Origin of the sequence: Cellulosimicrobium sp. NPDC057127 (assembly GCF_042670945.1) — a bacterium.
Lineage (GTDB): Bacteria > Actinomycetota > Actinomycetes > Actinomycetales > Cellulomonadaceae > Cellulosimicrobium.
The window spans coordinates 321,561-345,725 of sequence record NZ_JBHUUP010000002.1; the positions used below are offsets into that span (position 1 = coordinate 321,561).

Below are 24,165 nucleotides of genomic sequence, written 5' to 3' on the forward strand. Positions count from 1 at the left end.
CTCGTCGCATGATCACCCGCATCGACCTGCGTGGCCGGACCTTGAGCGCCCGCGAGCTCGTCGACACCCTTCCGCGCGCCGAGGTCGGCGTCGAGGACGCCGCGCAGCAGGTCGCGCCGATCCTCGAGGCGGTGCGCGAGCGCGGGGCGAGCGCGCTGCGCGAGTACGCCGAGCGCTTCGACGGCGTGCGGCCCGAGCACCTGCGCGTGCCGCCGCACGCGCTCACGACGGCGCTCGCGGAGCTCGACCCGGCGGTGCGCGCGGGTCTCGAGGAGGCGATCCGGCGCGTGCGGCTGGTGCACGCGGCCCAGCGTCCGCAGGACTTCACCGTGCAGGTCGCGCCCGGCGCGCAGGTCCGCCAGCGCTGGGTCCCGGTGGGACGCGTGGGGCTGTACGTGCCGGGCGGTCTCGCGGTGTACCCGTCGTCGGTCGTCATGAACGTCGTCGCGGCGCAGGAGGCGGGCGTGGCGAGCCTCGCGGTCGCGTCCCCGCCCCAGCGCGAGGGCGGCGGGCTGCCGCACCCCACCATCCTCGCGGCGTGCGCGCTGCTCGGCGTGGACGAGGTCTACGCCGTCGGTGGCGCCCAGGCGGTGGCGATGCTCGCGTACGGGGCGTCGGGTGAAGCGCCGCAGGACGGCGACGTGCTGTGCGAGCCGGTCGACGTGGTGACCGGCCCGGGGAACGTGTTCGTCGCGGCGGCCAAGCGTCTCGTGCGCGGGGTGGTCGGCATCGACGCCGAGGCCGGGCCCACCGAGATCGCGATCCTCGCGGACGCGACCGCCGACGCCGGCCACGTGGCCGCCGACCTCATCAGCCAGGCCGAGCACGACCCGCTGGCCGCCGCGGTCCTCGTGACGCCCTCGGTCGAGCTCGCCGCGGCCGTCGAGGCGCGGCTCGTAGACCTCGTCCCGGAGACGAAGCACGCGCAGCGCGTCGCCCGGTCGCTCGGCGGTCCGCAGTCCGCCGTCGTCCTCGTGGACGACGTCGAGCACGGGCTCGCCGTCGTCGACGCCTACGGCGCCGAGCACCTGGAGATCCAGACCGAGGGCGCAGCGGCGCTCGCGGACCGGGTGCGCAGCGCGGGCGCGGTCTTCGTCGGTCCGTGGTCGCCCGTGTCCCTGGGGGACTACATGGCGGGGTCGAACCACGTGCTGCCCACGGGTGGCTGCGCCCACTTCGCGAGCGGGCTCGGCGTGCACAGCTTCGTCAAGGCGGTGCAGGTGATCGAGTACGACCGCGAGGCGCTCGGGGAGCTCGCCGACCGCATCGTCGCCGTCGCGAACGACGAGGACCTGCCGGCGCACGGCGAGGCCGTGCGCGCCCGTTTCCACTGAGGCGGTCGCCGGTGACGGTCGACGTCGTCGTGCGGCGGGCGCGTCCGGGCGACGCACCGGCGCTGGTGGCGCTGCGCGTCGAGCTCATGCGCGCGATGGGCGAGCCCGACGCCGAGGCTCCGGAGTGGCAGGAGCGCGCTCTCGTGTGGTTCCGGGCGGCGCTCTCCGGCGAGGACGCGGCCGCGTTCGTCGTGGACGACGACGGCGAGGTGGTCGCGGGTGCCCTGGTGACGCTGAGCAGGGGTGCGCCGTCGGCGCGGAACGCGCGCGGGCTCACGGCGCACGTGACGAACGTCTGCACGCTGCCGCGCGCGCGGGGCCGGGGCCTGGCGCGCACGTGCGTCGAGGCGGCCGTCGGGTGGGCGCGCGCGGCGCGAGCCGACTCCGTCGCGCTGCACACCACGCCCGAGGGGGAGAGGCTCTACCGCTCGCTCGGGTTCACCGACACGACGTACACGGAGCTGCGGCTGCGCTGGTGAGCCGCGGCCCCGGGCGCGGCACGCTCAGCGCACCCCGAGCACGAACGGGTGGACGGCCTCGGCGCCCGCCTGGCGCAGCAGGCGTGCGGCGACCGTGAGGGTCCAGCCCGACTCGGTCCAGTCGTCGACGAGGAGCACGCGTCGCCCGGGGAGGCCGGCCAGCGCCGCGGGCGAGAGCTCGAGCTGCAGGCGCGCCGCGACGCCCGCGAGCCGCGTCGCCGAGTTCACGTCGTGCCGGCCGGGCTCCTCGCGGCCCGGCACGGGCCCGATCGCCCCGATGAGCGGGCGACCCAGGTAGGCGGCGAGCCCGCTCGCGAGGTGGTGGGTGAGGTGCGGTCGCGTGACCGAGCGCACCGCCACGACGCCGTCGAGGAGCAGCCGGCGCTCCGCGGGCGCTTCCGCCTCGGCGCCCTCGTCGCCGTCGGCCGGGGCGGGGTGCGGGTCGTGGAGCGCGTCCCACTCGTCGAGCACGCGCGCCGCGGCCCGGCGCAGGGGGACGGGCGTCTCGCCGTCCGGCGCGCCGGGCGCGAACAGCTCGCGCAGCGGCGCGGACCAGCCGAGCCCGTCGAGCCGTGCGACCGCGCGCCCGGTCTCCGCCTGCTCCTCCGCGGCGATCCGGCCGCGCACGTCGATCCCGAGCCGGTCCATCCCGCTCGGCCACTGCCGGCGCGCGACGACCTCGACGCCGGGGCGGTCCATGTCGGCCCGCGCGGCGGCGACCGTCTCGGCGTCCGGCGCCGCGGGCAGCTCCACGCCGCCGCAGCGGTCGCACCGCCCGCACTCCCACCCCTGCTCGAGCTCCGGGTCGTCGAGGGCGGCGCGCAGGAACGCCATGCGGCAGCCGGTGGTCGCCTGGTAGTCGAGCATCGCGCGCTGCTCGGCCTCGCGGGTCTGGTCGACGCGCGCGTACCGCTCGGCGTCGTAGGACCACGGGCGCCCGGTGGCCTCCCAGCCGCCCTTGACGCGCCGCACCGCGCCGTCGACGTCGAGCACCTTGAGCATGCCCTCGAGACGCGACCGCTTGAGGTCGACCTGCGTCTCGAGCTGCGCGACCGACTGCGTCCCCCCGCTCCCGAGCGCGTCGAGGGTCGCACGCACCTGTGCCTGCGGCGGGAACGCGGTGGACGCGAACCACTCCCAGATGCGGCGGTCCTCCTCGCCGGGCAGCAGGACGACGACCGCGTCGTCCACCCCGCGACCTGCACGGCCGACCTGCTGGTAGTAGGCGATGGGGGAGCTCGGCGCGCCCAGGTGCACGACGAACGCGAGGTCGGGCTTGTCGAAGCCCATGCCCAGCGCCGACGTCGCGACGAGCGCCTTGACGCGGTTTTCCTTGAGGTCCTCCTCGAGACGCTCGCGCTCCGCCGGGTCGGTCTGGCCGGTGTACGACGCCACGGCGAGGCCCGCCGCGCGCAGCTGGCTCGCGACCTGCTCGGCGGCCGACACGGTGAGGCAGTAGACGATGCCCGAGCCGTCGACGTCCTGCAGCGCCTCGGTGAGCCACGCGACGCGCGAGGGCTGGTCGGGCAGGGGGAGCACGGCCAGGTGCAGCGACTCGCGGTCGAGCGCGCCGCGCAGGACGAGCACCTCGTCGGACGCGCCGGGCTGCGCCGCCTCCGCACGCACACCGAGCTGCTCGGCGACGTCCGCCGTCACGCGCTCGTTGGCGGTCGCCGTCGTCGCCAGCACCGGGATCCCGGTCGGCAGGTCGGCCAGGAGCGTGCGGATGCGCCGGTAGTCGGGCCGGAAGTCGTGCCCCCAGTCGGAGATGCAGTGGGCCTCGTCCACGACGACGAGGCCGGCGTCCGCGGCGAGCCGCGGCAGCACCTCGTCGCGGAACCCGGGGTTGTTGAGCCGCTCGGGCGAGCACAGCAGCACGTCGACCTCCCCGGCGGCGATCGCGGCGTGCACGTCCTCCCACTCGGTGACGTTCGCGGAGTTGATCGTCACGGCGCGGATCCCCGCGCGCGCCGCGGCCGCGATCTGGTCACGCATGAGGGCGAGCAGCGGGGAGACGATGACGGTCGGTCCCGCGCCGCGGTCGCGCAGGAGCCGCGTCGCGACGAAGTACACCGCAGACTTGCCCCACCCGGTGCGCTGCACGACGAGCGCGCGGCGCCGGAACGCGACGAGCGCCTCGATCGCACGCCACTGGTCGTCGCGCAGCCGCGCGTCGTCCCGGCCCACGAGCGCGCGCAGCGCCGTCTCGGCGTCCTCGCGCAGCGACTCCCCGTCGAGCAGCCCGCGCAGCATGGCGAGCTTCGCGCGCTTGACCGCGTCGCCGTCCCCGCGCGCAGCGGCGGGGCCCGCGGCGGGCGGCGCGCCGGCACCGGGGGACGGCCGCCCGTCCTGCTCCGCAGGAGCCGTGACCGGCCTCCCGGCGTCCGGGGCGCCCGTCCCGGCCGGCTCCCACGGGTCGCCGTACGGGTCGTCGAGCGGCGGTTCGTCCGCGGGGTCGAAGGGCAGGTCGGCGTACGGGTCGGTGGAGCTCACCCGCCCGATCGTAGGCGCACCCGACCATGGGGCGGCAGGTCGTCCCCAGCCCTGCGCCGTCGCCTCAGGGCGTCCCGGTGCGCGACCTGCGTCGTTCCACCACGAGCGCGACGCTCCCGGCGACGACCGCCACCCACTCGGCGACCGCGGCGAGCACCTGCTGGGTCCCCCCGACGGTCTCGTCGACCCCGAAGAACCCGACGGTCGTCGACACGTAGAAGGCGGCCAGCGTGAGGGCGCCGAAGCCGATCGCCGCCAGGAGCGGCAACCAGTGCCGCCACGTCAGCACGAGAACCCCCAGCACGACGCCGGACACCGCGTTCAGCAGGAACAGGGGGCCGACGACGACGATGTCCCGGTACCCCTCGAGGTACAGCACGAGGTGGACGTCCGCGGACAGCAGGAGACCGGCGGCGGTCAGGCCGCGCAGGACCCACGCGCCCCGGGCGTGCGCCGGGCGAGGGGGCGGGCCCGGCGGGCCGGACGTGGCCATCGCGGCTCCCTCCGCGGGGACGACGAGCGCGCGCCGACGTGCGACGGGGCGCGTCCGACGGCGACGGCCCCGGGTGGCGCGTCCCGGAGCACGCGGAGCGCCCCGGTGCTTCAATTGAAGCGCCGTGCGCGACGTCGCGCACGGCGGACCCGGACGCGGACAACGGGCGGGCCGGACGGCAGGGGAGGCCGACATGGACGCACAGCACGACGACGCGCCGCGGCGGACGGCCGTCGCCCGGCCGGGCGTCCACGTGCCGCGCGCGTCGGTCCCCGTGCCCGGCCCCACGCGCCGTGCCGTGCTCGCCGGGTCGGGCGCGGGCGCGGCGCTCGCGGTCCTCGCGGCGTGCGGGGGCGGGCCTGCGACCGGCGCCCGCGACGAGCCGGCGGGTACCGGGAGCCAGGGCTCCGGCGTGCCGGCCGGCGAGGTGCTCGCGCAGGCCGACGACGTCCCGGTCGGCGGGGCGGTCGCCGTCACCGTCGACGACGCCCCGGTCCTGGTGACCCGGCCGGCGGAGGAGACGTTCGCGGCGTTCAGCGCGGTCTGCACCCACCAGGGGTGCACGGTCGGGCCGGGGGAGGGCGAGCTGGTGTGCCCGTGCCACGCCTCGCGGTTCGACCTCGCGACGGGTGCGGTCCTCGGCGGTCCGGCGCCGTCCCCGCTGACCGAGGTCGCCGTGACCGTCGACGGCGGGCGCGTCACCTCGGCCTGAGGCGTGCCCGCGTGCCGGACGTCACGGCGGGCGCGGTCCCCGGCGTTCGTAGACTGTGCAGGTGACCCCACCCCCCGCCGCCGGCGGCACCGGGCTGCCCCTGCGCCCCGAGCTCGCCGGGATCGAGCCGTACGGCGCGCCGCAGCTCGACGTGCCCGTGCTCCTCAACGTCAACGAGAACCCGTACGCTCCTGCTCCGGCCGTGGTCGCGACGATCGCGGAGGCGGTGCGCGAGGCGGCGTCGGGGCTCAACCGCTACCCGGACCGCGACTTCCTCGCCCTGCGCGGCGACCTCGCGGCGTACCTCGCCGCGGAGTCCGGCGTGGGCCTCGACGCCGCGCAGCTGTGGGCCGCGAACGGCTCGAACGAGGTCATGCTCCACGTGCTCCAGGCGTTCGGCGGCCCCGGCCGGACGGCCGTGTCGTTCGCGCCGACGTACTCGATGTACCCCGAGTACGCCCGTGACACGCACACGCGCTGGGTCGTGGGGCGCCGCGCCGAGGACTTCACGCTCGACCCGCAGCACGCCCGCGAGGTGATCGCGCGCGAGCAGCCGTCGGTGGTCCTGCTCGCCAGCCCGAACAACCCCACCGGTACCGCGCTGCCCGCGACGACGGTCGCGGCGGTGTGCGAGGCGGCGCTGGAGGTCGCCGTGCCCACGGGGTCCGACGGCGCCACCGCGCCCGCCGTCGTCGTGGTCGACGAGGCGTACGGCGAGTTCCGCCGGGCGGGCACGCCCTCCGCGCTCGAGCTGCTCGCCCGGTACCCGAACCTGGCGGTCTCGCGCACGATGTCCAAGGCGTTCGCCCTCGCCGGCGCCCGCGTGGGGTACCTGGCGGCGGCGCCCGCCGTCGTCGACGCCCTGCGCGTCGTGCGGCTGCCGTACCACCTGTCGGCCGTGACGCAGGCCGTCGCGCGGGCCGCGCTGGCGCACTCCGGCGAGCTGCTCGCCCAGGTCGAGGCCCTGCGCGCCGAGCGCGACGCGACCGTCGCGTGGCTGCGCTCGCTGCGGCACGCCGACGGCCGCGCGCTCGAGGTCGCGGAGTCCGACGCGAACTTCGTGCTCTTCGGGACGTTCCCCGACCGCCACGCGGTCTGGGCTGCCCTGTTGGAACGCGGCGTGCTCATCCGGGAGACTGGACCGGACGGATGGCTGCGGGTGTCGATCGGCACCCGCGACGAGATGCGGGCGTTCCGCGACGCCCTCGTGGAGGTGGCAGGACTGTGAAGCGCACCGCGCGCATCGAGCGCGCGACGTCCGAGTCGAGCGTGGTCGTCGAGCTCGACCTCGACGGCACCGGCCGGACCGAGATCTCGACGACGGTCCCCTTCTACGACCACATGCTCACCGCCCTGGGCAAGCACTCGCTCGTCGACCTCTCGGTCGAGGCGACCGGCGACACCCACGTCGACGCCCACCACACGGTCGAGGACGTCGCGATCGCCATCGGCGAGGCCCTCCGGGTCGCGCTCGGCGACAAGCGCGGCATCTCCCGCTTCGGCGACGCCACGGTGCCGCTCGACGAGGCGCTCGCCCTCGCCGTCGTGGACGTGTCCGGGCGCCCGTACCTCGTGCACTCGGGGGAGCCGGAGGGGCAGGAGTACCACCTCATCGGCGGGCACTTCACGGGCTCGCTCACGCGTCACGTGCTGGAGTCGATCGCCCACCACGCCGGCATCTGCCTGCACGTGCGCGTGCTCGCCGGCCGCGACCCGCACCACGTCGTGGAGGCGCAGTTCAAGGCCCTCGCCCGCGCCCTGCGCGCCGCGGTCGCACCCGACCCGCGCGTCGAGGGCATCCCGTCGACCAAGGGAGCACTGTGACCCAGGACCCGAACGCCCCGGCCCCGCGCGACGACGACCCGGAGCTGCGCTCCGTCGCGGACGGCACGGACGGCGTCGACGCGCTCGACGGCATCGAGATCCCCGACGACCTGTCCTCGTTGACGGACGGCGAGATCCCCGAGCTGGTCGCGCTGGTGACCCAGATCGCGGGCGCGGAGCCGCTCGCCGCGGCGTGCTCGCTCGCCCAGGTGGAGGCCGACGTCGTGGCGACGGACGTGGGCGCCGTCGCCCTGCTGCGCGACCGGGCGGGCGACGCCCCCGCGCACGCCGCCGCCGCGATCACGACGCTCGTCAAGGGCGTCCCGCTCGTCCTCGTGGAGCGTCGCGGGGAGCAGCTGTCCATGACGCGGTGGACCGACGGCGCCGCCGGCGACGTGCTCGCGCCGGGTCTCGTGCTCGGCGGCGCCCCCGAGGAGCTCGAGGACCTGCTGACGGGGGCGAGCACGCTCGCGGACCTCGACGGCGTCGTGGCGAGCACGTCGATCTCTCGCTGGAAGGCCATGCGTCTGCTCACCGCGGCGGGCCGTCGGGCGCGCAAGAAGTGAGCCAGGGCGTGGACGGGAACGAGAGCCCTGCGACGGGCACGGCGGCGACCGCGGGTCCCGGCGCGCGCCGGCCGTCCGTGGTCGTGCTCGACTACGGCTTCGGCAACGTGCGCTCCGCCGTCCGCGCGCTCGAGCGCGTGGGCGCCGACGTCGAGCTGACCGCGGACCGCACCCGGGCCCAGGAGGCCGACGGTCTCGTCGTCCCGGGCGTGGGCGCGTTCGCCGCCGTGATGGAAGGGCTGCGCTCGGTGCGCGGGAACGAGATCGTGGGGCGCCGGCTCGCCGGCGGCCGCCCGGTGCTCGGCATCTGCGTCGGGATGCAGGTCATGTTCGAGCAGGGTGACGAGCACGGCACGCTCGCCGAGGGGCTGGGGGAGTGGCCCGGGCTCGTCGACCGGCTCGAGGCGGAGATCGTCCCGCACATGGGGTGGGACACCGTCGACGTCCCGGACGGCAGCGTGCTGTTCCGCGGCATCGAGGACGAGCGCTTCTACTTCGTCCACTCGTACGCGGCGCGCACGTTCACGCTCGGCGACGACCTGCCGGGGGACTCGCCGATCCGGCGACCGCTCGTCACGTGGTCCGACCACGGCGGGCGCTTCGTCGCCGCCGTCGAGAACGGGCCGCTGTCGGCCACCCAGTTCCACCCGGAGAAGTCCGGCGACGCGGGCGCGACGCTGCTCGAGAACTGGGTGCGATCGCTCTGACCGCACGCCACCGGGGCGCGGGCGACGGCGGCACCGCCGTCGCTCGCGCGCCGCACACCACCCGGCGCGGAGGTCCCGCGCCACGACCGATGGAGACTCTCGTGACCGACCGCCTCGTGCTGCTGCCCGCCGTCGACGTCGCCGACGGGCAGGCCGTCCGCCTCGTCCAGGGCGAGGCCGGCTCGGAGACCTCGTACGGCGACCCGCTCGCCGCCGCGCTCGACTGGCAGTCCGGGGGCGCGGAGTGGATCCACCTCGTCGACCTCGACGCGGCGTTCGGCCGCGGCTCCAACGCCGAGCTGCTCGCCGACGTGGTGGGCCGGCTCGACGTGCAGGTCGAGCTGTCGGGCGGCATCCGCGACGACGCCTCGCTGGAGCGCGCTCTCGCGACGGGCGCACGGCGCGTCAACCTCGGCACGGCGGCGCTCGAGAACCCGCAGTGGACGGCGAAGGTGATCGCCGAGCACGGGGACCAGGTCGCCGTCGGGCTCGACGTGCGGGGCACGACGCTCGCCGCCCGCGGCTGGACGCAGGAGGGCGGCGACCTGTGGGAGGTCCTCGACCGGCTCGAGTCCGCCGGGTGCGCGCGGTACGTCGTCACCGACGTGACGAAGGACGGGACGCTGCGCGGCCCGAACCTCGACCTCCTGCGCGACGTCGCGTCCCGCACCGACGCACCGGTCGTGGCCTCCGGGGGCATCTCGAGCCTCGCGGACCTGGAGGCACTGCGCGGCCTCGTGCCCGCCGGCGTCGAGGGCGCGATCGTGGGCAAGGCCCTCTACGCGGGTGCGTTCACGCTGCCCCAGGCGCTCGACGTCGCGGGCCGGCCGTGACGGCCGGCGACGACACGGGGACGGGCGCCGGGAAGGCGCTGCCCCCGTCCTCGGGGTTCGCGGGGGACGACGGGTCGGCCGACCCCGAGCTCGCGGCCTCGCTCGCGGAGTACCAGGCCGGTCGCGCGCCGCTCGCGGACGTCGTCGACCGGCTCGCACGCAGCCGCGTCCTCGTGCCGATCCTCGCCGAGCTCGGCCGCGCGGAGGAGGGCGAGCACGGGCACGCGGTGGACAAGGAGGCGTCCGCCGGCGTCGTGGCGCTCGAGGCGCCGGACGGCCGGCGCGCGCTGCCCGTGTTCACGTCCGTGGCCAGCATGGCGGCGTGGCGTCCCGACGCGCGGCCGGTGCCGGTCGACGCGCGCCGTGCCGGGCTCTCCGCCGTGAGCGAGGACTGGTCGCTGCTCGTCGTCGACCCTGCAGGTCCCGTGACCGCGCTCGTCCCGCGTCCGGCCGTGTGGGCGCTGGCCCAGGACAAGCCGTGGCGCCCGGCCGTGGTGGACGGCGTCGTGGACCGCGAGGTCCAGGCCGCGGTCGAGGCGGCCGTGGGCGGCCTGCCGCACGTCGCGCGGGCGTGGGCCGAGCCGGGCCGCCGCGCCGAGGTGGCCGTCGTGCTGCGCATCGACGCGGGCCTGGACCGCGCCGGTCTGGACGCGGTGCTCGCCGGCGTGAACGCCGCGCTCGCCACCGACGAGGTCGTGTCGGAGCGCGTGGACGGGCTCGAGCTGCGCGTCGGCCGGGCGGACTAGCGCCGGCGCCGTCCGAGCGCCCACGCCAGCGCGACGGCGACCGTCGCGACCGCGGCGAGGGCCTGCCCCCCGAGGATCACGCGGTTGAGGTCGAGGGCGGGCTGCCAACGCACGCCGGCGTCGTCGACGACGTAGACCCCCTTCGCCCGCACGCGGACGCCGAAGCCTCCTCCGCCGCCCGAGCCCTCGCCTCCGGCGTCCCCGCTCGCGTCGCCCCCGCCGGAGCCGCCGGGAGCCGCGCCGTCCCCGGACGAGGTGCTGGTGCCGGGCTCCGGCCGGCGTCCGCGGTCGGCGGCGCCCTTGCCCGAGAGCGACCCGGACCCGGACCCCCAGCCGGACCCCGTGCCGCCCCAGACGCCGGCGACGGGGATGACGAGCGTCCCGCCGCGCTCGTACGGCTCGCCGAAGACTCTGCGGATGCTCAGCGTGTCGCGTGCGGCCTGCGTGATGTGTGCCGGGTCGACGGCGCGAGCGTCGCCCGAGCTCTCGTGGTGTGCCATGCGCACCGAGGGTAGACCTGCACGTACCCGGTGCGCGAGGGTCCGGCGGCCGCGGTGCGGCTCACCCGTCGCAGGCGGGGGCCGGTGTGAACGAGGCCTCGTCCGCGAGCAGGTCGCGCAGCGTGCTGACCGGGACGAGCAGGCTCTTGTCGGTCGACGTCTTGGCGTACACCACGCCGATCACCCGGCCGGAGTCGTCGAGCGCCGCGGAGCCCGAGCTGCCCGGCTCGACGGGTGCGTCCGTCACCAGGACCTCGCCGAGGTTCTCGTGCAGCGGGTCGGTCGCGGTGCCGATGACCGTGCCCTTCGTCACGGTGAGCCGTCCGCCCTCCGGGTAGCCGACGACCGTCACGGGGTCGCCCGGCGCAGGGTCGTCCTCAGCCAGTGTCGGCGAGGACGGGAGGTCCTCGGCGGTGCGCACGACGGCGAGGTCGGCCAGGTCGGCCGTGCTCGCGGTCTGGGCGGCGATGTCCCGGCCGTCGTAGGTGAGCAGCTGCAGGGAGCGCGAGGAGTCGACGACGTGCTTGTTCGTGACGATCGTGCGCGCGTCCAGCGCGAACCCCGAGCCGGTGGACAACCCCTCGCAGCCGACGTTGCGGATCCGCACCGCCATCCGGCTCACGGCGTCCGAGCCGTCGGGCGACAGGTTCTCCGACCCTGCGGGCTCGTCGGGCGCCGCGAAGGACGGCACGACGGTGTCCGGCACGGGTTCGGGCAGCGCGGGCAGGACGCCGCAGCCCGACGCGAGCGAGGCGACGGCGGCGGCCGCCACGACCGCGGTGCGCAGCGGTCGGCGGCCGGGCCGGCGTCGCGCCGAGCCTGCCGTGGTCCGCGTCATCCGGCGAGCTCCTGCTGCAGCTGCGCGTTCGCGTCCGTCGCGGCCTGGCACAGCTCGTCGACCTGCCCCGAGAAGCGCTCGAGGTCCGCCGGGTCGTACGCGTCACGGTCGCCCAGGTAGCCGATGAGCTGGGACTGGGCCGTCGTGCACTGGCCGAGCGCGGCGGCGACGGTGCCGGCGGCCTCGGACACGCGGCTCTGGTAGTCCAGGTACTGCTGGGAGGCCTCGTTCTCGTCGCCGAGCTGGGCCTTCTCGTTCGCGAGGTCCGTGATCCGCTGCTGGGCCGCCGCGAGCTGCCCGCGCGCCGACTCGAGCTCCGCGTTGGCGCCGTCGAGCTCCGCCTGCAGGCGGGCGACGTCCTCGCCCAGGCCGCGCGACGTCGTCTCCCACTCGGCGCTCGACTCCTGCCACCGCGTCGTGGTCACCCACAGGTACGCGCCGACGCCGAGGGCCGCGGCGAGCAGGACCGAGAGCACGACGACCGCCGCCACGAGCCCGCGGCGCCGACGTGGCGCGGCGGGGGCGTCCGCGGGACGGTCGCCGCCCGTGGGCCGGGTCGTGACCTCGTCGCCGGAGGACGAGGCGGCGACGTCGTCGCCCGCGGTGTCCCGCGTGGGCGCGAACGACGGCGCGGGCACGGCGCCGCGCGGGACGCTCTCGGGCACGGGCGGGACGCTCAACTGACCGCGCCCGTGTACTTCTCGCCGGGGCCCTCGCCGGGTGCGTCCGGGTACGCCGACGCCTCGCGGAACGCGAGCTGCAGCGAGCGCAGGCCGTCGCGCAGCGACCGTGCGTGCTGGTTGCCGATGTCCGGTGCGCTGGCCGTGACGAGCGCCGCGAGCGCGTTGATGAGCTTGCGCGCCTCGTCCAGGTCCAGGTGGCCCTGCGCCTCGGCGTCCTCCGCGAGGCCGCACTTGACGGCCGCGGCGCTCATGAGGTGGACGGCCGCCGAGGTGATCACCTCGACCGCCGCGACGTCCGCGATGTCGCGCACGGCGTCGGCGGTAGCGCCCTGGGCGGGGACGTTCTCCGTAGTCATGGCACCATCCTCCCACCCGGTCGGCCCTCCGTCGGGACCCCGTGCCCGTGCCGTGCAGGACGTCGACGGCTCGGCGCGGGGGACGACGGCGGCCGCCGCCCGGGTGGGCGACGGCCGTCGTCAGGCGTCCTGCGGCGGCGTCAGGCGCGGACGGGCTCGCTCGCGGTCGCGGGCTGCCCCGTCTCGACCGGTGCACCCTCGGACTCGAGCGCGACGCGCAGGGCGGCACCGAGCTCGGCGTCGACGTTCGTCCAGTACTGGATCGCGCGCTCGCGGATCTCGGCGCTGCGCACGCCGCCCACGTGCCCCGTGATGGTCTCGAGGAACCGCGTGCGCGCGGGGCCGTCGAAGACCTCACGGTAGAGCGTGCCCGCCTGGCCGAAGTCGTCGTCCTCGGGGTGGAGGGTCGCGGCGGAGCGGGTGAGCTCGCCGTCGGCCTCCCAGCCCGCCGACTCCGCGGCGCGCGCCGGGTCGGCGTGCGCCCCGCCGAGGCTGTTCGGGGCGTAGACCGGCGTCGTGGCCGACGAGAAGGAGTAGCGCATCGCGCCGTCCTTGGCGTACGAGTGCCCGCCCTCGGCGGCGGCCCGCGGCGCGTTCACGGGCAGCTGGGCGTGGTTCGTGCCCACCCGGTACCGGTGCGCGTCGGCGTAGGAGAAGATCCGCGCGAGGAGCATCTTGTCCGGGCTGGTCGCGATGCCCGGCACGAAGTTGCTGGGCGCGAACGTCGCCTGCTCGATCTCGGCGAAGTAGTTCTCCGGGTTGCGGTTGAGCTCCATCACGCCGACCTCGACCAGCGGGTAGTCCGCGTGCGGCCACACCTTGGTGAGGTCGAACGGGTTGAACCGGTAGGACTTGGCGTCCTCGTACGGCATGACCTGCACGGAGAGCGTCCAGCGCGGGAAGTCGCCCGACTCGATGTGCTCGTACAGGTCCCGGATGTGGTGGTCGGAGTCCGACCCGGCGAGCTGCGACGCCTCGTCGTTCGACAGGTTGTCGATGCCCTGCTGGGTCTTGAAGTGGTACTTCACCCAGAAGCGCTCGCCCGCAGCGTTGATCCACTGGTAGGTGTGCGAGCCGAAGCCGTCCATGTGGCGCCACGACGACGGCAGGCCGCGGTCGCCCATGAGCCACGTGACCTGGTGCGCCGACTCGGGGGAGAGCGTCCAGAAGTCCCACTGCATGTCGTTGTCGCGCAGGTTCGAGCCCGGCAGGCGCTTCTGCGAGCGGATGAAGTCCGGGAACTTGATGCCGTCGCGCAGGAAGAACACCGGGGTGTTGTTGCCCACGAGGTCGTAGTTGCCCTCGCTCGTGTAGAACTTCAGCGCGAAGCCGCGCGGGTCGCGCCACGTGTCGGGGGAGCCCTGCTCGCCGGCGACGGAGGAGAATCGGGCCAGCATCTCGGTCGTCGCGCCCGGCTGGAAGAGGGCGGCGCGCGTGTACGCGCTCACGTCCCCCGTGACGGTGAACGTGCCGAACGCGCCGCCGCCCTTGGCGTGCACGACGCGCTCGGGGACCCGCTCGCGGTTGAACTGGGCCAGCTTCTCGACGAGGTAGTGGTCGTGCAGGACGATCGGGCCGTCGGCGCCGACGGTCTGCGCGTGCGCGTCGGACGCGACGGGCGCGCCGCTGTTCGTCGTGGTGAAGCGGTCGGTCATGGTGCTCCTTCGTCGAGGACCTGCGCGGTGCGCGGGTCGTGGGGGCGGTCAGGCGTGGGTCGGGGCGGTCACTCCGCGCAGTCGGGGCACAGGCCCCAGAACGTCACCTCGGCGGTGTCGACGCGGAAGCCGGAGGTGTCGCTCGGGACGAGGCAGGGTGCGTGGCCCACGGTGCAGTCGACGTCGGCGACGGCGCCGCAGCGGCGGCACACCACGTGGTGGTGGTTGTCCCCGAGCCGGCGCTCGTAGCGCGCGGGGTGGCCGGCGGGCTCGATCCGCCGCAGGAGGCCGTGGTCGGTGAGCGTGTGCAGCACGTCGTAGACCGCCTGGACCGACACCGAGCCGAGGGACGAGCGCACGCTGCGCAGCACGGCGTCGGCGTCGGCGTGCTGGCGCGTGCCGACGGCGTCGAGCACGGCGAGGCGGGCGGCCGTGACGCGCAGCCCGTGCTCGCGCAGCTCGGCCTCGTGCCGGGCGCGCTCCGCGGTCCCCGCCGCGCGGTGCGGCGCGGCCGGGGTTCCGGAGGGTGCCGTCGTCATGGGCGACACCCTACCCGTAATCTGGAACCGTTCCAATGATGGAGGTGGTCCAGCATGTCGGTCCGGGCGCCGACCGGTCGGTCGCGACGGGCCGCGTGGGCGGCGGAGCCCGCCTCTGGTAGCCTTGATGGCTGACCGACCTGCGCGATGCGCCTGGAGGTCCGGTGCGGCCCGTCGTGGTGGCGCCGGAGCCCGGGAGCGGCGTGCAGGTGCGCAAGTGGATCCCATCCCACCCGGGTCTCGACCGTCAACGCACGTCGCGACAGAGGCCGGGTCCTGGTCCGGACGGCGGTGCTCGTGGCACCTCGTCCAGGCACGGTCGTCGACCTGCGTCGACGCCGATCGATGGCCTCCACCCTGTGCTCAGGGTCGGGGGCCTTCCTCGTCCCGGGCGGTCTACCGACGACTTCCTAGGAGCATCACATCAGCGAGCCTCGCATCAACGATCGGATCCGCGTCCCCGAGGTCCGACTCATCGGTCCCGGCGGGGAGCAGGTCGGCGTCGTCCGCACCGAGGTTGCCCTGAGCCTTGCCCAGGACGCCGACCTCGACCTGGTCGAGGTCGCCCCGGACGCCCGTCCGCCCGTCGCCAAGCTCATGGACTTCGGCAAGTTCAAGTACGAGTCCGACATGAAGGCGCGCGAGGCGCGGCGGAACCAGGCGAACACCGTCCTCAAGGAGATCCGCTTCCGCCTCAAGATTGACCCGCACGACTACGGCACGAAGAAGGGCCACGTCGAGCGCTTCCTCTCCGCGGGCGACAAGGTCAAGGTCATGATCATGTTCCGTGGTCGCGAGCAGTCGCGCCCGGAGATGGGCGTGCGCCTGCTGCAGCGCCTGGCCGAGGACGTCGCCGAGCTCGGCTTCGTCGAGTCCATGCCCAAGCAGGACGGGCGCAACATGACGATGGTGCTCGGCCCGGTGAAGAAGAAGGCCGACGCCAAGAGCGAGCAGCGCAAGCGCGCGCAGGAGGCCGAGCCCCGCCTGACGAAGTCCGCCCAGCGCGCGGCGGCCAAGGTCGCCGACGAGCCCGCTGACGACACGACGGACGAGCCCGAGGCCACCGTGGTGGAGGCGGCGCCCGAGACGGCGCCGACCGCCCCTGCGCCCACCGAGGCCGCCCCTGCGTCGGACGAGGCCGCGCCCGCGACCGAGGCCACGACGGACGAGCCCTCCGCCGACGAGCCGGCGTCCGAGGCGCCGAGCCCCGCTCCGGAGCCGGCCCCTGCGCCCAGGCCGCGTCCGGCGTCAGCACGCCCGGCGTCCGGCAGCGCGTCGAAGCCGGCGGGTTCGAAGCCCGCGCCCGCCAAGCCCGCGACCCCGCGCCCGGCGCCGGCCGCCGCGCCGCGGCCCGCGTCGTCGGGCACGGCCACCCCGGCCGCCCCGCGCCCCGCGGCGCCGAAGCCCGCCGCCCCGCGGCCCGCGCCGAAGCCCGCCCCGCGCGGCAAGGCCGGCTGAGGCGGCACCGAGAACGACCCCGCACGGGGTCCGCGCCCACCGGCCCGGACCCGAACACGTCGCCCGCCCGCCGGCGGGTGACCGGACACGAGGAGAGACGGCAGCCATGCCGAAGAACAAGACGCACTCGGGCGCCAAGAAGCGCTTCCGCATCACGGGGAGCGGCAAGGTCATGCGCGAGCAGGCCAACCGCCGTCACCTGTTCGAGCACAAGCCCACCAAGCGCACGCGTCGCCTCGCGCAGGACCAGGTGGTCTCGCCCGCAGACGTCAAGTCCATCAAGAAGCTGCTCGGCAAGTGATCCGGCACGGCGGCGCGACCCGCCGCCGTCCGGCTCGTCCCTGAGCCCCAGACCTACTGCAAGGAGCATCACGTGGCACGCGTGAAGCGGGCGGTCAACGCCCAGAAGAAGCGTCGTACGACCCTCGAGCGCGCCAGCGGCTACCGCGGCCAGCGCTCGCGCCTCTACCGCAAGGCGAAGGAGCAGGTCACCCACTCCCTCGTCTACTCCTACCGCGACCGCAAGGCGCGCAAGGGCGACTTCCGCAAGCTGTGGATCCAGCGCATCAACGCGGCGTCGCGCGCCCAGGGCCTGACGTACAACCGCCTCATCCAGGGCCTCAAGGCCGCGGGTGTCGAGGTCGACCGTCGCCTGCTCGCGGAGCTCGCGGTCAACGACGTGGCGGCGTTCAACGCGCTCGTCCAGGTCGCGAAGGGCGCTCTCCCCGAGGACGTCAACGCGCCGAAGGCCGCGGCCTGAGCAGCCGCACCGACGCCACGGACGCCCGGCCGGTGCCCGACCCCCTCGACCCCACGCTGACGAACCCTCGCAGCGACCGGGTCCGGGCGGTCCGGGCACTGTCCGGGCGTCCGGCGCGTTCACGCCACGGTCAGCTGCTCGTCGAGGGCCCGCAGGGCGTGCGCGAGGCGGTGCGCCACGCGACGGACCGCGTGCGCGACGTCTACGTGACGCCGGCCGCCGCCGAGCGGTACGTCGAGATCGTCGACGACGCCCGTGCGGCCCGCCTGCACGTCCACGTCGCGACGACCGAGGTGCTCGCCGCGATGAGCGCCGACGCGCAGGGAGTGCTCGCGGTCGTGCGGGCCGAGAGCGGCAGCGCCGCCCAGCGGCTCGAGCGCGTGGTGTCCGCGCTGCCGCGCGAGCGGCCGGCGCTCGTCGCCGTCCTGGCGGCCGTGCGGGACCCGGGCAACGCGGGCACCGTGGTGCGCGCCGCCGACGCGACGGGCGCGGACGCGGTGGTCGTCGCGGGCGACAGCGTGGACGTCCACAACCCGAAGGTCGTGCGGTCCACCGCAGGCTCGCTGTTCCACCTGCCCGTCGTCACGGGCTCCGGTCTGCCCACGGCCGTGGACGCCCTGCGGGAGGCCGGTCTGCAGGTCCTCGCGGCCGACGGCGCGGGCGACCACGACCTCGACGATCTGCTGGACGTCGCCGGTACCGCGACGACCGGCCCGGACCTCACCCGTCCGACGGCGTGGGTCTTCGGGAACGAGGCGTGGGGACTGCCCGCCGAGCACCGTGCGCTCGCGGACGCGGTCGTGCGCGTGCCCATCCGGGGGCGGGCCGAGTCGCTGAACCTCGCGACGGCCGCGACCGTGTGCCTCTACGCGTCGAGCCGGGCGCACCGCGGGGCACGCGCGTGAGACTCTTCGCGGCGCTGTACCCCGACGCCGCGGCGAGCGCTCACCTCGACCTGGCGCTCGGCGGGGTGCGCGCGCACGAGCTGCTGCGCCCGGACGGCGCGCCGCTCGTGCGATGGGTGCCGCGCGAGCAGTGGCACGCGACCGTCTCCTTCTTCGGGCAGGTGCCCGACGGAGCCGTCCCCGACCTGACCGCGGCACTCGCCGAGGTGGCCACGCGCGCGGCCCCGCTCGAGCTGTCGCTGCGGGGCGCGGGCGTGTTCGACCGGCGCGTGCTGTGGGTGGGCGTGGGCGGGGACACGGCGCAGCTGCGTGCGCTGAGCGCCGACGTCGGGACGGCGGCCGAGGACGTCGGCGTGCACGTCGACCGTCGACCACGCCAGCGCGCGCACCTGACGGTGGCCCGAGCAGGCGCTGGCGCTCGCGAGGCCGAGCGTCGGGCGGAGCGCCGTGCGCGGCGCGGACGCGAGGGCGCGCCGGTGCCCTCGGTCCGCGACGCCCTGGAGGCACCTGCCGCCGCGCTCTCCGTGTACGACGGCCCGCGCTGGCACGCGGACACCCTGGCGCTCGTCGAGTCGGAGGTCGGCGCGGCCCGGCCGGTGCACCGCGTGGTCGCGACGCTCGCGCTCGGGAGCCCGGACGCGGGCGAGGACCACGCCGTCGGGCGCTGAACGTCGTCGGGTGCTGAACGTCGTCGGGCGCTGAAGGTCGTCAGGCGCTGAACCCGACCCACAGGGGCGTCACGACGAGGACGGCGAGCGTGACCCCGAGCGTCGTCGTCGTGCGCCGCAGCCACGCGCGAGGCACGGGCAGGTCCTCGCCGCCGCCGCGCGCGGCACGACGGCGCCGCGCGTGCACCGCCCAGCCGGTCGCGCACACCAGGGCGAGGAGCGGCGTCACGACCAGCGTCGTCCCGTAGGGCGCCACCACGACCGTGCTCTCCCCGTCGAGGCCCGTCGCGGCGCGCGCGAGCACGAGCACCACCGCCACGACGCCGCCGCCGACGAGCACGCCGGGCCGCAGTGAGGTCCAGAACCCCGGCGGACGCACCGTCCGACGGTCGGTCGCCCTGCTCGCCTGCCCTGCACCCGTGCCCGCTGCGGCGCGCGCCGCCCCGGTGGCGTCCGCGGCGCCCGTCCGGGCACGACGTGCTTCCGACCGCGTGCCGTCGGACTGCCGACCCTCCCGCTCACCTTCGCCCTGGGCGTGCAGGTCCGCGTCGAGCGTGCGGCGCAACGGGTCCGCGTCCGGCCCGGCGTCGTCGCCATACGCCGGCCACGCGACCCGCCCGCGCCGGGCGCCGGGTCGGAACCGCGCGTCGTCGGCCCGGGGACGGGCCTCGCCGGGGCGGGGGACGTCGGTCACGCGTCCATCCTCCCCGAGGTCCATCCTGCCCGACGTCCCGCCGCCGGGTCGTGTGCCATGATGCGATCATGACCGCGCGAGGCGATCGCCGATTTCCCGGGCCCGTCACGGGCCCGCGCCGCTGACGCGCGCCGTCAGGCCTCGCTGACGCGGGGTGGGCGGGACCGGCCCGGACGGGCGCCCTAGAATGACGCGGACGCGCCGGGCGCGTCCGCGCACCTGGCCCGCGCTGCGCACCGTGGGCCCCGTGCCACCCTCCCGCCACCGCCAGGAAGGCCCGCATGTCCAGCCCTGACGCCGCCGTCGCCCGCACCGCGGGGACCGACGACGCGGCCCTCCCGACCACGCCGTCGCCCCTCGACGCCGACGCACTGCAGCGTGTCCTCGACGACGCGCTCGCGGCGGTCGCCGCCGCGGGCGACCTCGGCGCCCTCAAGGCCGTGCGCACCGAGCACGCCGGCGACCGCAGCGCGCTCGCGCTCGCGAACCGGCAGATCGGCGCGCTCGCGCCCGAGGACAAGAAGACCGCCGGGCGGCTCCTCGGCCCGCTCCGCGGACGCCTGAACCAGGCGATCGCGGCCCGCCAGGCCGAGCTCGAGGCCGAGCGCGACGAGCGCGTCCTCGTCGAGGAGGCCGTCGACGTCACGCTCCCCACGGACCGTGCGCCGCGCGGCGCACGCCACCCGCTGGAGACCCTCCAGGAGCGCATCGCCGACTTCTTCGTCGGTCTGGGGTGGGAGATCGCCGACGGTCCCGAGGTCGAGGCCGAGTGGTTCAACTTCGACGCCCTGAACTTCGGGCCGGACCACCCGGCGCGCCAGATGCAGGACACGTTCTACGTCGCGGGCGAGGGCGGCGAGCCCTCGAACCTGGTGCTGCGCACCCACACCTCGCCGGTGCAGGCGCGCTCGCTCCTCGAGCGTGGCGTCCCGCTGTACGTCGCGTGCCCCGGCAAGGTGTTCCGGACCGACGCGCTCGACGCGACCCACACGCCCGTGTTCCACCAGGTCGAGGGCCTGGCCGTCGACGAGGGCCTGACGATGGCGAACCTCGTCGGCACGCTTGACGCCTTCGCGCGCGCCATGTTCGGGCCCGAGGCGCGCACGCGGCTGCGCCCGGCGTACTTCCCGTTCACCGAGCCGAGCGCCGAGATGGACCTGTGGTTCCCGCAGAAGAAGGGCGGGGCCGGCTGGATCGAGTGGGGCGGCTGCGGGATGGTCAACCCGAACGTGCTGCGCGCCGTGGGCGTCGACCCCGACGTCTACTCGGGCTTCGCGTTCGGCATGGGCGTCGAGCGCACGCTCATGCTGCGCCACTCGATCGCGGACATGCACGACATGGTGGAGGGCGACGTGCGCTTCTCCTCCCAGTTCGGAATGGGGATCTGATGCCGTACGTCGCCCTCGACTGGCTCGGCGACCACGTCGACCTGCCCGCCGGGCTCACGGCCGAGCAGCTCGCGGCCGACCTCGTGCGGGTCGGCCTGGAGGAGGAGGCGGTGCACGGCGCGGCCGTGACCGGCCCCCTCGTCGTCGGGCGCGTGCTCGGGCTGACGCCGGAGCCGCAGAAGAACGGCAAGACGATCAACTGGTGCCAGGTCGACGTCGGCACGCACAACGTCGACGGCGTCCCGGCCGCCGACGGCGGCGAGCCGCGCGGGATCGTGTGCGGGGCGCACAACTTCGCCGAGGGCGACCTCGTCGTCGTCGCGCTGCCCGGCGCGGTCCTGCCCGGCCCGTTCCCGATCGCGAGCCGCAAGACCTACGGCCACGTCTCCGACGGCATGATCTGCTCGCAGCGCGAGCTCGGCCTGGGCGAGGACCACGACGGCATCATCGTCCTGCCGCGCCTCGGGTACGCCGCCGACGACCTGACCCCCGGCCAGGACGCGGTCGCGCTGCTCGGCCTCGGCGACGAGGTGCTCGAGATCAACGTCACGCCGGACCGCGGCTACGCGTTCTCCTACCGCGGCGTGGCGCGCGAGTACGCGCACTCGACCGGGGCGCGGTTCACCGACCGCGGCCTGGAGGGCTCGCTCGCGGCACCGCTGCCGGCCGCGACGCCGGACGGCTTCCCCGTGGAGGTCGACGACGCCGCGCCCGTCCAGGGTGTGGCGGGCTGCGACCGCTTCGTCACGCGCGTCGTGCGGGGGATCGACCCGGCCGCGACGACGCCCGCGTGGATGCAGCGGCGCCTCACGGCGTCCGGGATGCGCCCGATCTCGCTCGCGGTCGACGTGACGAACTACGTCATGCTCGACCTCGGCCAGCCCCTGCACGCGTACGACCTCGAGAAGGTCGCCGCTCCCGTGGTCGTGCGGCGTGCGGCGCCGGGGGAGCGCCTCGTCACGCTCGACGACGTGGACCGCGCGCTCGACCCGCAGGACCTGCTCATCACCGACAGCCCCGACGGCGCGCGCGCGTCGCGCGTGCTCGGTCTCGCGGGCGTCATGGGCGGCGCGTCCTCCGAGGTCGGCCCGACGACGACCGACGTGCTCGTCGAGGCGGCGCACTTCGACCCCGTGTCCGTCGCCCGCACGGCGCGCCGCCACAAGCTGTCGAGCGAGGCCGCCAAGCGGTTCGAGCGCGGCGTCGACCCGCGGCTCCCGGCCGTCGCGGCGCAGCGGGTCGTCGACCTGCTCGTCGAGCTGGGCGGCGGCACCGCCGACCCGGCCGTGTCCGACCTGGACCGCACCACCGCGCCCGCGCCCGTGCGCCTGCCGCTCGGCGAGCCGGAGCGGCTCGTCGGCGTGCCGTACACCACCGAGCAGGTCGTCGAGTCGCTGCGCGCGCTCGGCGCCACGGTCGAGGAGCAGGCCGCCGAGCCCGGTGCCCTGACCGTCACGCCGCCGTCGTGGCGCCCCGACCTCACGGGCGCGGCCGAGCTCGTCGAGGAGGTCGCCCGTCTCGTCGGCTACGACGCGATCCCGTCGGTCCTCCCGGCCGCCCCGGGCGGCCGCGGCCTCACGCGCGAGCAGGCGGTGCGGCGGTCCGTCGCGCGGGCGCTCGCGGAGGCCGGTCTCGTGGAGACGCTCAGCTACCCGTTCGTCGGCGAGGGCGAGCTCGACGCGCTCCGCGTCCCTGCCGACGACGAGCGGCGCCGCGCGCTGCGCCTGGCCAACCCGATCGCCGACGACCGTCCGCTCATGCGCACGGACCTGCTGAGCACGCTGCTCGAGACGGCGCGCCGCAACGTCGGCCGCGGCCTGCCCGACGTCGCGGTGTTCGAGATCGGTCTCGTGACCCTGCCGCGCGCCGGGGCCGGTGCAGCCCCCGCGCTGCCGCCCGCAGCGCGCCCGTCGGACGACGCCCTCGCGGCGCTCGCCGGCGCGGTGCCGGACCAGCCGCGGCACGTCGCCGGCGTGCTCGTCGGGCGCCGCGAGCCCGCGGGCTGGTGGGGCGCGGGTCGGCCGGCCGACTGGACGGACGCGCTCGACGCGGCGCGCCTCGTGGCGCAGCGCGCCGGCGTGGAGGTCGTCGTGACCGCCGACACCCAGCGTGCCCCGTGGCACCCCGGACGGTGCGCGCGCCTCGCGCTCGCGGACGGGACCGTCGTGGGGCACGCGGGCGAGCTGCACCCCAAGGTGCTCGAGAACCTCGGCCTGCCGGCCCGCTCGGTGGCGTTCGAGGTCGACCTCACCGCGCTGCTCGCCGGGTCGGACGACGAACCGGTCACCGCGACGCCCGTCTCGGCGTTCCCGGCGGCGAAGGAGGACCTCGCGTTCGTCGTCGACTCCGGGGTGAGCGCCGCGGCGCTGCGTTCCGCGGTCGCCGAGGGTGCGGGCGACCTCCTCGAGGAGCTCAGCCTCTTCGACGTCTTCACGGGCGAGCAGGTCGGCGCAGGCCGCAAGTCGCTCGCCTTCTCGCTGCGCCTGCGCGCGGCGGACCGCACGCTCACCGCCGACGACGTCGCGCGGGTGCGCGAGGGTGCCGTCGCCGCGGCGCGCGAGCGGGTCGGAGCGGAGCTGCGCGCATGACCGCCGGGGACGGCACGACCGTCGCGCCGGCGCGGACCGCGCTCGTCACGGGAGCGTCACGCGGGATCGGCCGGGCCGTCGCCGTCGGCCTGGCGGCGGCAGGCCTCGACGTCGCGCTCCTCGCGCGGGACGCGGGGCGGCTCGACGAGACCGCCGCGGAGGTCGGCCGGCTCGGTCCGCAGGCCGGGCGTGCCGTCGTCGTCACGGCGGACGTCACGGACGTGCAGGCCGTGGACGCGGCGGTGGCGTCGGCCGTGGCCGAGCTCGGCTGCATCGACCTGCTCGTGAACAACGCGGGCCGCGTGGACGCCGAGGTGCCGCTGTGGGAAGCCGACCCCGACCAGTGGTGGTCCGTGCTCGAGACCAACGTCCGCGGACCGTTCCTGCTCTCGCGGGCCGTGGTCCCGGGCATGCTCGCGCGCGGCGGGGGCCGCGTCGTGGACCTCAACAGCGGCGCGGGCTCGCACGACTCCACGGGTGCCAGCGCGTACAACGCGAGCAAGACGGCGCTCCTGCGGCTCGGCACCAACATGCACCGCTCGGGCCACGCGCTCGGTCTGCGCACGTTCGAGGTCGCGCCGGGCGTCGTGCAGACGGACATGACCGCCTCGATGGCCATGCACGCCGGCCGCACGGAGTGGACGCCCGTCGAGCGCACGGTCGAGATGGTCGTCGCGATCGCGGGCGGCGGGCTCGACGCGTTCTCCGGCTCGTTCGTGCGCGTCACGCACGACTCGCCCGAGTCGCTGCGCGCGGCGCTCGACGAGGCCGCCCGTAGCGGGCAGGACGTCCCCGGGCAGGACGGGCGCCGTCTGCGGGTGACGCGCTGGGGCGAAGGCGACCCGATGCCGGGCGAGCTGCCGCGGCGCTGACCCGGACGCACGGGCGGGACGAGGGCGCGCTCCGCACGGGGCGCGCCCTCGTGCGTCGGGGCCGGACCGGCCCG

General features: G+C 76.0%; 26 protein-coding genes. 17 read left to right on the forward strand and 9 right to left on the reverse strand.

All coding sequences use genetic code 11. The features are described from left to right. Positions 1-8 precede the first annotated feature (8 nt). A complete protein-coding gene (gene hisD / locus ACFTZA_RS03200) occupies positions 9-1,334 on the forward strand; it encodes a histidinol dehydrogenase (protein WP_378190661.1) in 1,326 nt (441 codons plus the stop codon). 11 nt (positions 1,335-1,345) lie between these two features. Beyond that, entirely contained in the window at positions 1,346-1,813 is a 468-nt protein-coding gene (locus ACFTZA_RS03205) for a GNAT family N-acetyltransferase (protein ID WP_378190663.1), read from the forward strand. Positions 1,814-1,837: 24 nt separating this feature from the next. Here ACFTZA_RS03205 and ACFTZA_RS03210 read toward each other — a convergent pair whose 3' ends face one another. Together ACFTZA_RS03210 and ACFTZA_RS03215 are read right to left on the reverse strand one after the other, a co-directional pair. Continuing rightward, on the reverse strand, positions 1,838-4,066 hold the full coding sequence (locus ACFTZA_RS03210; protein WP_378190782.1) for a RecQ family ATP-dependent DNA helicase: 2,229 nt from the start codon (positions 4,064-4,066) through the stop codon (positions 1,838-1,840). A gap of 304 nt (positions 4,067-4,370) precedes the next feature. Beyond that, positions 4,371-4,799 carry a hypothetical protein gene (locus ACFTZA_RS03215; protein ID WP_378190665.1) on the reverse strand — a complete coding sequence of 143 codons (429 nt, stop codon included), beginning with the start codon at positions 4,797-4,799 and terminating at the stop codon, positions 4,371-4,373. A gap of 193 nt (positions 4,800-4,992) precedes the next feature. On the opposite strand from ACFTZA_RS03215, the gene ACFTZA_RS03220 reads away from it, so the two are divergent. From ACFTZA_RS03220 to ACFTZA_RS03250, 7 genes are all read left to right on the forward strand, one after another. Continuing rightward, positions 4,993-5,511, forward strand: a complete 519-nt coding sequence (locus tag ACFTZA_RS03220) for a Rieske (2Fe-2S) protein (protein WP_378190667.1) — start codon at positions 4,993-4,995, stop codon at positions 5,509-5,511. A gap of 61 nt (positions 5,512-5,572) precedes the next feature. After that, on the forward strand, positions 5,573-6,739 hold the full coding sequence (locus ACFTZA_RS03225; protein WP_378190669.1) for a histidinol-phosphate transaminase: 1,167 nt from the start codon (positions 5,573-5,575) through the stop codon (positions 6,737-6,739). After that, positions 6,736-7,335, forward strand: coding sequence for an imidazoleglycerol-phosphate dehydratase HisB (gene hisB, locus ACFTZA_RS03230; protein ID WP_378190671.1), 600 nt, complete (start codon positions 6,736-6,738; stop codon positions 7,333-7,335). The genes ACFTZA_RS03225 and hisB overlap by 4 nt, the downstream gene beginning before the upstream one ends. Then, entirely contained in the window at positions 7,332-7,901 is a 570-nt protein-coding gene (locus ACFTZA_RS03235; RefSeq protein ID WP_378190673.1) for a hypothetical protein, read from the forward strand. The genes hisB and ACFTZA_RS03235 overlap by 4 nt, the downstream gene beginning before the upstream one ends. Positions 7,902-7,909: 8 nt before the next feature. Further along, positions 7,910-8,608, forward strand: coding sequence for an imidazole glycerol phosphate synthase subunit HisH (hisH, locus tag ACFTZA_RS03240; RefSeq protein WP_378190675.1), 699 nt, complete (start codon positions 7,910-7,912; stop codon positions 8,606-8,608). 101 nt (positions 8,609-8,709) lie between these two features. Next, a complete protein-coding gene (gene priA, locus ACFTZA_RS03245; RefSeq protein ID WP_378190677.1) occupies positions 8,710-9,441 on the forward strand; it encodes a bifunctional 1-(5-phosphoribosyl)-5-((5-phosphoribosylamino)methylideneamino)imidazole-4-carboxamide isomerase/phosphoribosylanthranilate isomerase PriA in 732 nt (243 codons plus the stop codon). Then, the gene (locus ACFTZA_RS03250) at positions 9,438-10,187 is read left to right on the forward strand and encodes an SseB family protein (protein WP_378190680.1); all 750 of its coding nucleotides are present in this window, start codon (positions 9,438-9,440) and stop codon (positions 10,185-10,187) included. Before priA ends, ACFTZA_RS03250 begins: the two co-directional genes overlap by 4 nt. Here ACFTZA_RS03250 and ACFTZA_RS03255 read toward each other — a convergent pair. From ACFTZA_RS03255 to ACFTZA_RS03280, 6 genes are all read right to left on the reverse strand, one after another. Beyond that, positions 10,184-10,687, reverse strand: coding sequence for a hypothetical protein (locus ACFTZA_RS03255; protein WP_378190682.1), 504 nt, complete (start codon positions 10,685-10,687; stop codon positions 10,184-10,186). The genes ACFTZA_RS03250 and ACFTZA_RS03255 overlap by 4 nt on opposite strands. 61 nt (positions 10,688-10,748) lie before the next feature. After that, entirely contained in the window at positions 10,749-11,525 is a 777-nt protein-coding gene (locus ACFTZA_RS03260) for a S1C family serine protease (RefSeq protein ID WP_378190684.1), read from the reverse strand. After that, positions 11,522-12,190 (reverse strand): hypothetical protein, encoded by a 669-nt coding sequence (locus ACFTZA_RS03265; RefSeq protein WP_378190687.1) that lies wholly within the window; start codon positions 12,188-12,190, stop codon positions 11,522-11,524. Before ACFTZA_RS03265 ends, ACFTZA_RS03260 begins: the two co-directional genes overlap by 4 nt. Before the next feature lie 11 nt (positions 12,191-12,201). Continuing rightward, entirely contained in the window at positions 12,202-12,564 is a 363-nt protein-coding gene (locus ACFTZA_RS03270; protein WP_378190689.1) for a DUF1844 domain-containing protein, read from the reverse strand. A gap of 140 nt (positions 12,565-12,704) precedes the next feature. Next, complete coding sequence (locus tag ACFTZA_RS03275) at positions 12,705-14,219, reverse strand: catalase (protein WP_378190690.1); 1,515 nt, start codon at positions 14,217-14,219, stop codon at positions 12,705-12,707. A 68-nt stretch (positions 14,220-14,287) separates the two neighbouring features. Beyond that, positions 14,288-14,758: a Fur family transcriptional regulator gene (locus tag ACFTZA_RS03280; protein WP_378190692.1), complete on the reverse strand. Its 471-nt coding sequence runs from the start codon at positions 14,756-14,758 to the stop codon at positions 14,288-14,290. 474 nt (positions 14,759-15,232) lie between these two features. Between ACFTZA_RS03280 and infC the strand changes: the two genes are divergently transcribed. From infC to thpR, 5 genes are all read left to right on the forward strand, one after another. Further along, on the forward strand, positions 15,233-16,216 hold the full coding sequence (infC, locus tag ACFTZA_RS03285) for a translation initiation factor IF-3 (RefSeq protein ID WP_378190783.1): 984 nt from the start codon (positions 15,233-15,235) through the stop codon (positions 16,214-16,216). 106 nt (positions 16,217-16,322) lie between these two features. After that, positions 16,323-16,517, forward strand: coding sequence for a 50S ribosomal protein L35 (rpmI, locus tag ACFTZA_RS03290; protein ID WP_069388206.1), 195 nt, complete (start codon positions 16,323-16,325; stop codon positions 16,515-16,517). A 72-nt stretch (positions 16,518-16,589) separates the two neighbouring features. Continuing rightward, positions 16,590-16,976: a 50S ribosomal protein L20 gene (rplT, locus tag ACFTZA_RS03295; protein ID WP_378190695.1), complete on the forward strand. Its 387-nt coding sequence runs from the start codon at positions 16,590-16,592 to the stop codon at positions 16,974-16,976. A gap of 32 nt (positions 16,977-17,008) precedes the next feature. Further along, entirely contained in the window at positions 17,009-17,881 is an 873-nt protein-coding gene (locus ACFTZA_RS03300) for a TrmH family RNA methyltransferase (RefSeq protein WP_378190699.1), read from the forward strand. Continuing rightward, positions 17,878-18,549: an RNA 2',3'-cyclic phosphodiesterase gene (gene thpR, locus ACFTZA_RS03305; RefSeq protein WP_378190701.1), complete on the forward strand. Its 672-nt coding sequence runs from the start codon at positions 17,878-17,880 to the stop codon at positions 18,547-18,549. Before ACFTZA_RS03300 ends, thpR begins: the two co-directional genes overlap by 4 nt. Positions 18,550-18,589: 40 nt before the next feature. Here thpR and ACFTZA_RS03310 read toward each other — a convergent pair whose 3' ends face one another. Continuing rightward, a complete protein-coding gene (locus ACFTZA_RS03310) occupies positions 18,590-19,243 on the reverse strand; it encodes a hypothetical protein (RefSeq protein WP_378190703.1) in 654 nt (217 codons plus the stop codon). 281 nt (positions 19,244-19,524) lie between these two features. Between ACFTZA_RS03310 and pheS the strand changes: the two genes are divergently transcribed. The 3 genes from pheS to ACFTZA_RS03325 are packed head-to-tail and all read left to right on the forward strand — an operon-like array spanning position 19,525 to position 24,091. Continuing rightward, positions 19,525-20,631 carry a phenylalanine--tRNA ligase subunit alpha gene (gene pheS / locus ACFTZA_RS03315; protein WP_378190705.1) on the forward strand — a complete coding sequence of 369 codons (1,107 nt, stop codon included), beginning with the start codon at positions 19,525-19,527 and terminating at the stop codon, positions 20,629-20,631. Next, on the forward strand, positions 20,631-23,219 hold the full coding sequence (gene pheT / locus ACFTZA_RS03320; RefSeq protein ID WP_378190708.1) for a phenylalanine--tRNA ligase subunit beta: 2,589 nt from the start codon (positions 20,631-20,633) through the stop codon (positions 23,217-23,219). The genes pheS and pheT overlap by 1 nt, the downstream gene beginning before the upstream one ends. Next, positions 23,216-24,091, forward strand: coding sequence for an SDR family NAD(P)-dependent oxidoreductase (locus ACFTZA_RS03325; RefSeq protein ID WP_378190711.1), 876 nt, complete (start codon positions 23,216-23,218; stop codon positions 24,089-24,091). The genes pheT and ACFTZA_RS03325 overlap by 4 nt, the downstream gene beginning before the upstream one ends. The last annotated feature ends 74 nt before the right edge of the window (positions 24,092-24,165 follow it).

Bases quoted from the DNA above. Each gene is read 5' to 3' on its own strand.
- hisD (WP_378190661.1), top strand. From the start codon at position 9: ATGATCACCCGCATCGACCTGCGTGGCCGGACCTTGAGCGCCCGCGAG.
- ACFTZA_RS03210 (WP_378190782.1), bottom strand. From the start codon at position 4,066: ATGCTGCGCGGGCTGCTCGACGGGGAGTCGCTGCGCGAGGACGCCGAG.
- ACFTZA_RS03215 (WP_378190665.1), bottom strand. From the start codon at position 4,799: ATGGCCACGTCCGGCCCGCCGGGCCCGCCCCCTCGCCCGGCGCACGCC.
- ACFTZA_RS03220 (WP_378190667.1), top strand. From the start codon at position 4,993: ATGGACGCACAGCACGACGACGCGCCGCGGCGGACGGCCGTCGCCCGG.
- ACFTZA_RS03255 (WP_378190682.1), bottom strand. From the start codon at position 10,687: ATGGCACACCACGAGAGCTCGGGCGACGCTCGCGCCGTCGACCCGGCA.
- ACFTZA_RS03260 (WP_378190684.1), bottom strand. From the start codon at position 11,525: ATGACGCGGACCACGGCAGGCTCGGCGCGACGCCGGCCCGGCCGCCGA.
- ACFTZA_RS03270 (WP_378190689.1), bottom strand. From the start codon at position 12,564: ATGACTACGGAGAACGTCCCCGCCCAGGGCGCTACCGCCGACGCCGTG.
- ACFTZA_RS03275 (WP_378190690.1), bottom strand. From the start codon at position 14,219: ATGACCGACCGCTTCACCACGACGAACAGCGGCGCGCCCGTCGCGTCC.
- ACFTZA_RS03280 (WP_378190692.1), bottom strand. From the start codon at position 14,758: ATGACGACGGCACCCTCCGGAACCCCGGCCGCGCCGCACCGCGCGGCG.
- rpmI (WP_069388206.1), top strand. From the start codon at position 16,323: ATGCCGAAGAACAAGACGCACTCGGGCGCCAAGAAGCGCTTCCGCATC.
- pheS (WP_378190705.1), top strand. From the start codon at position 19,525: ATGTCCAGCCCTGACGCCGCCGTCGCCCGCACCGCGGGGACCGACGAC.
- pheT (WP_378190708.1), top strand. From the start codon at position 20,631: ATGCCGTACGTCGCCCTCGACTGGCTCGGCGACCACGTCGACCTGCCC.
- ACFTZA_RS03325 (WP_378190711.1), top strand. From the start codon at position 23,216: ATGACCGCCGGGGACGGCACGACCGTCGCGCCGGCGCGGACCGCGCTC.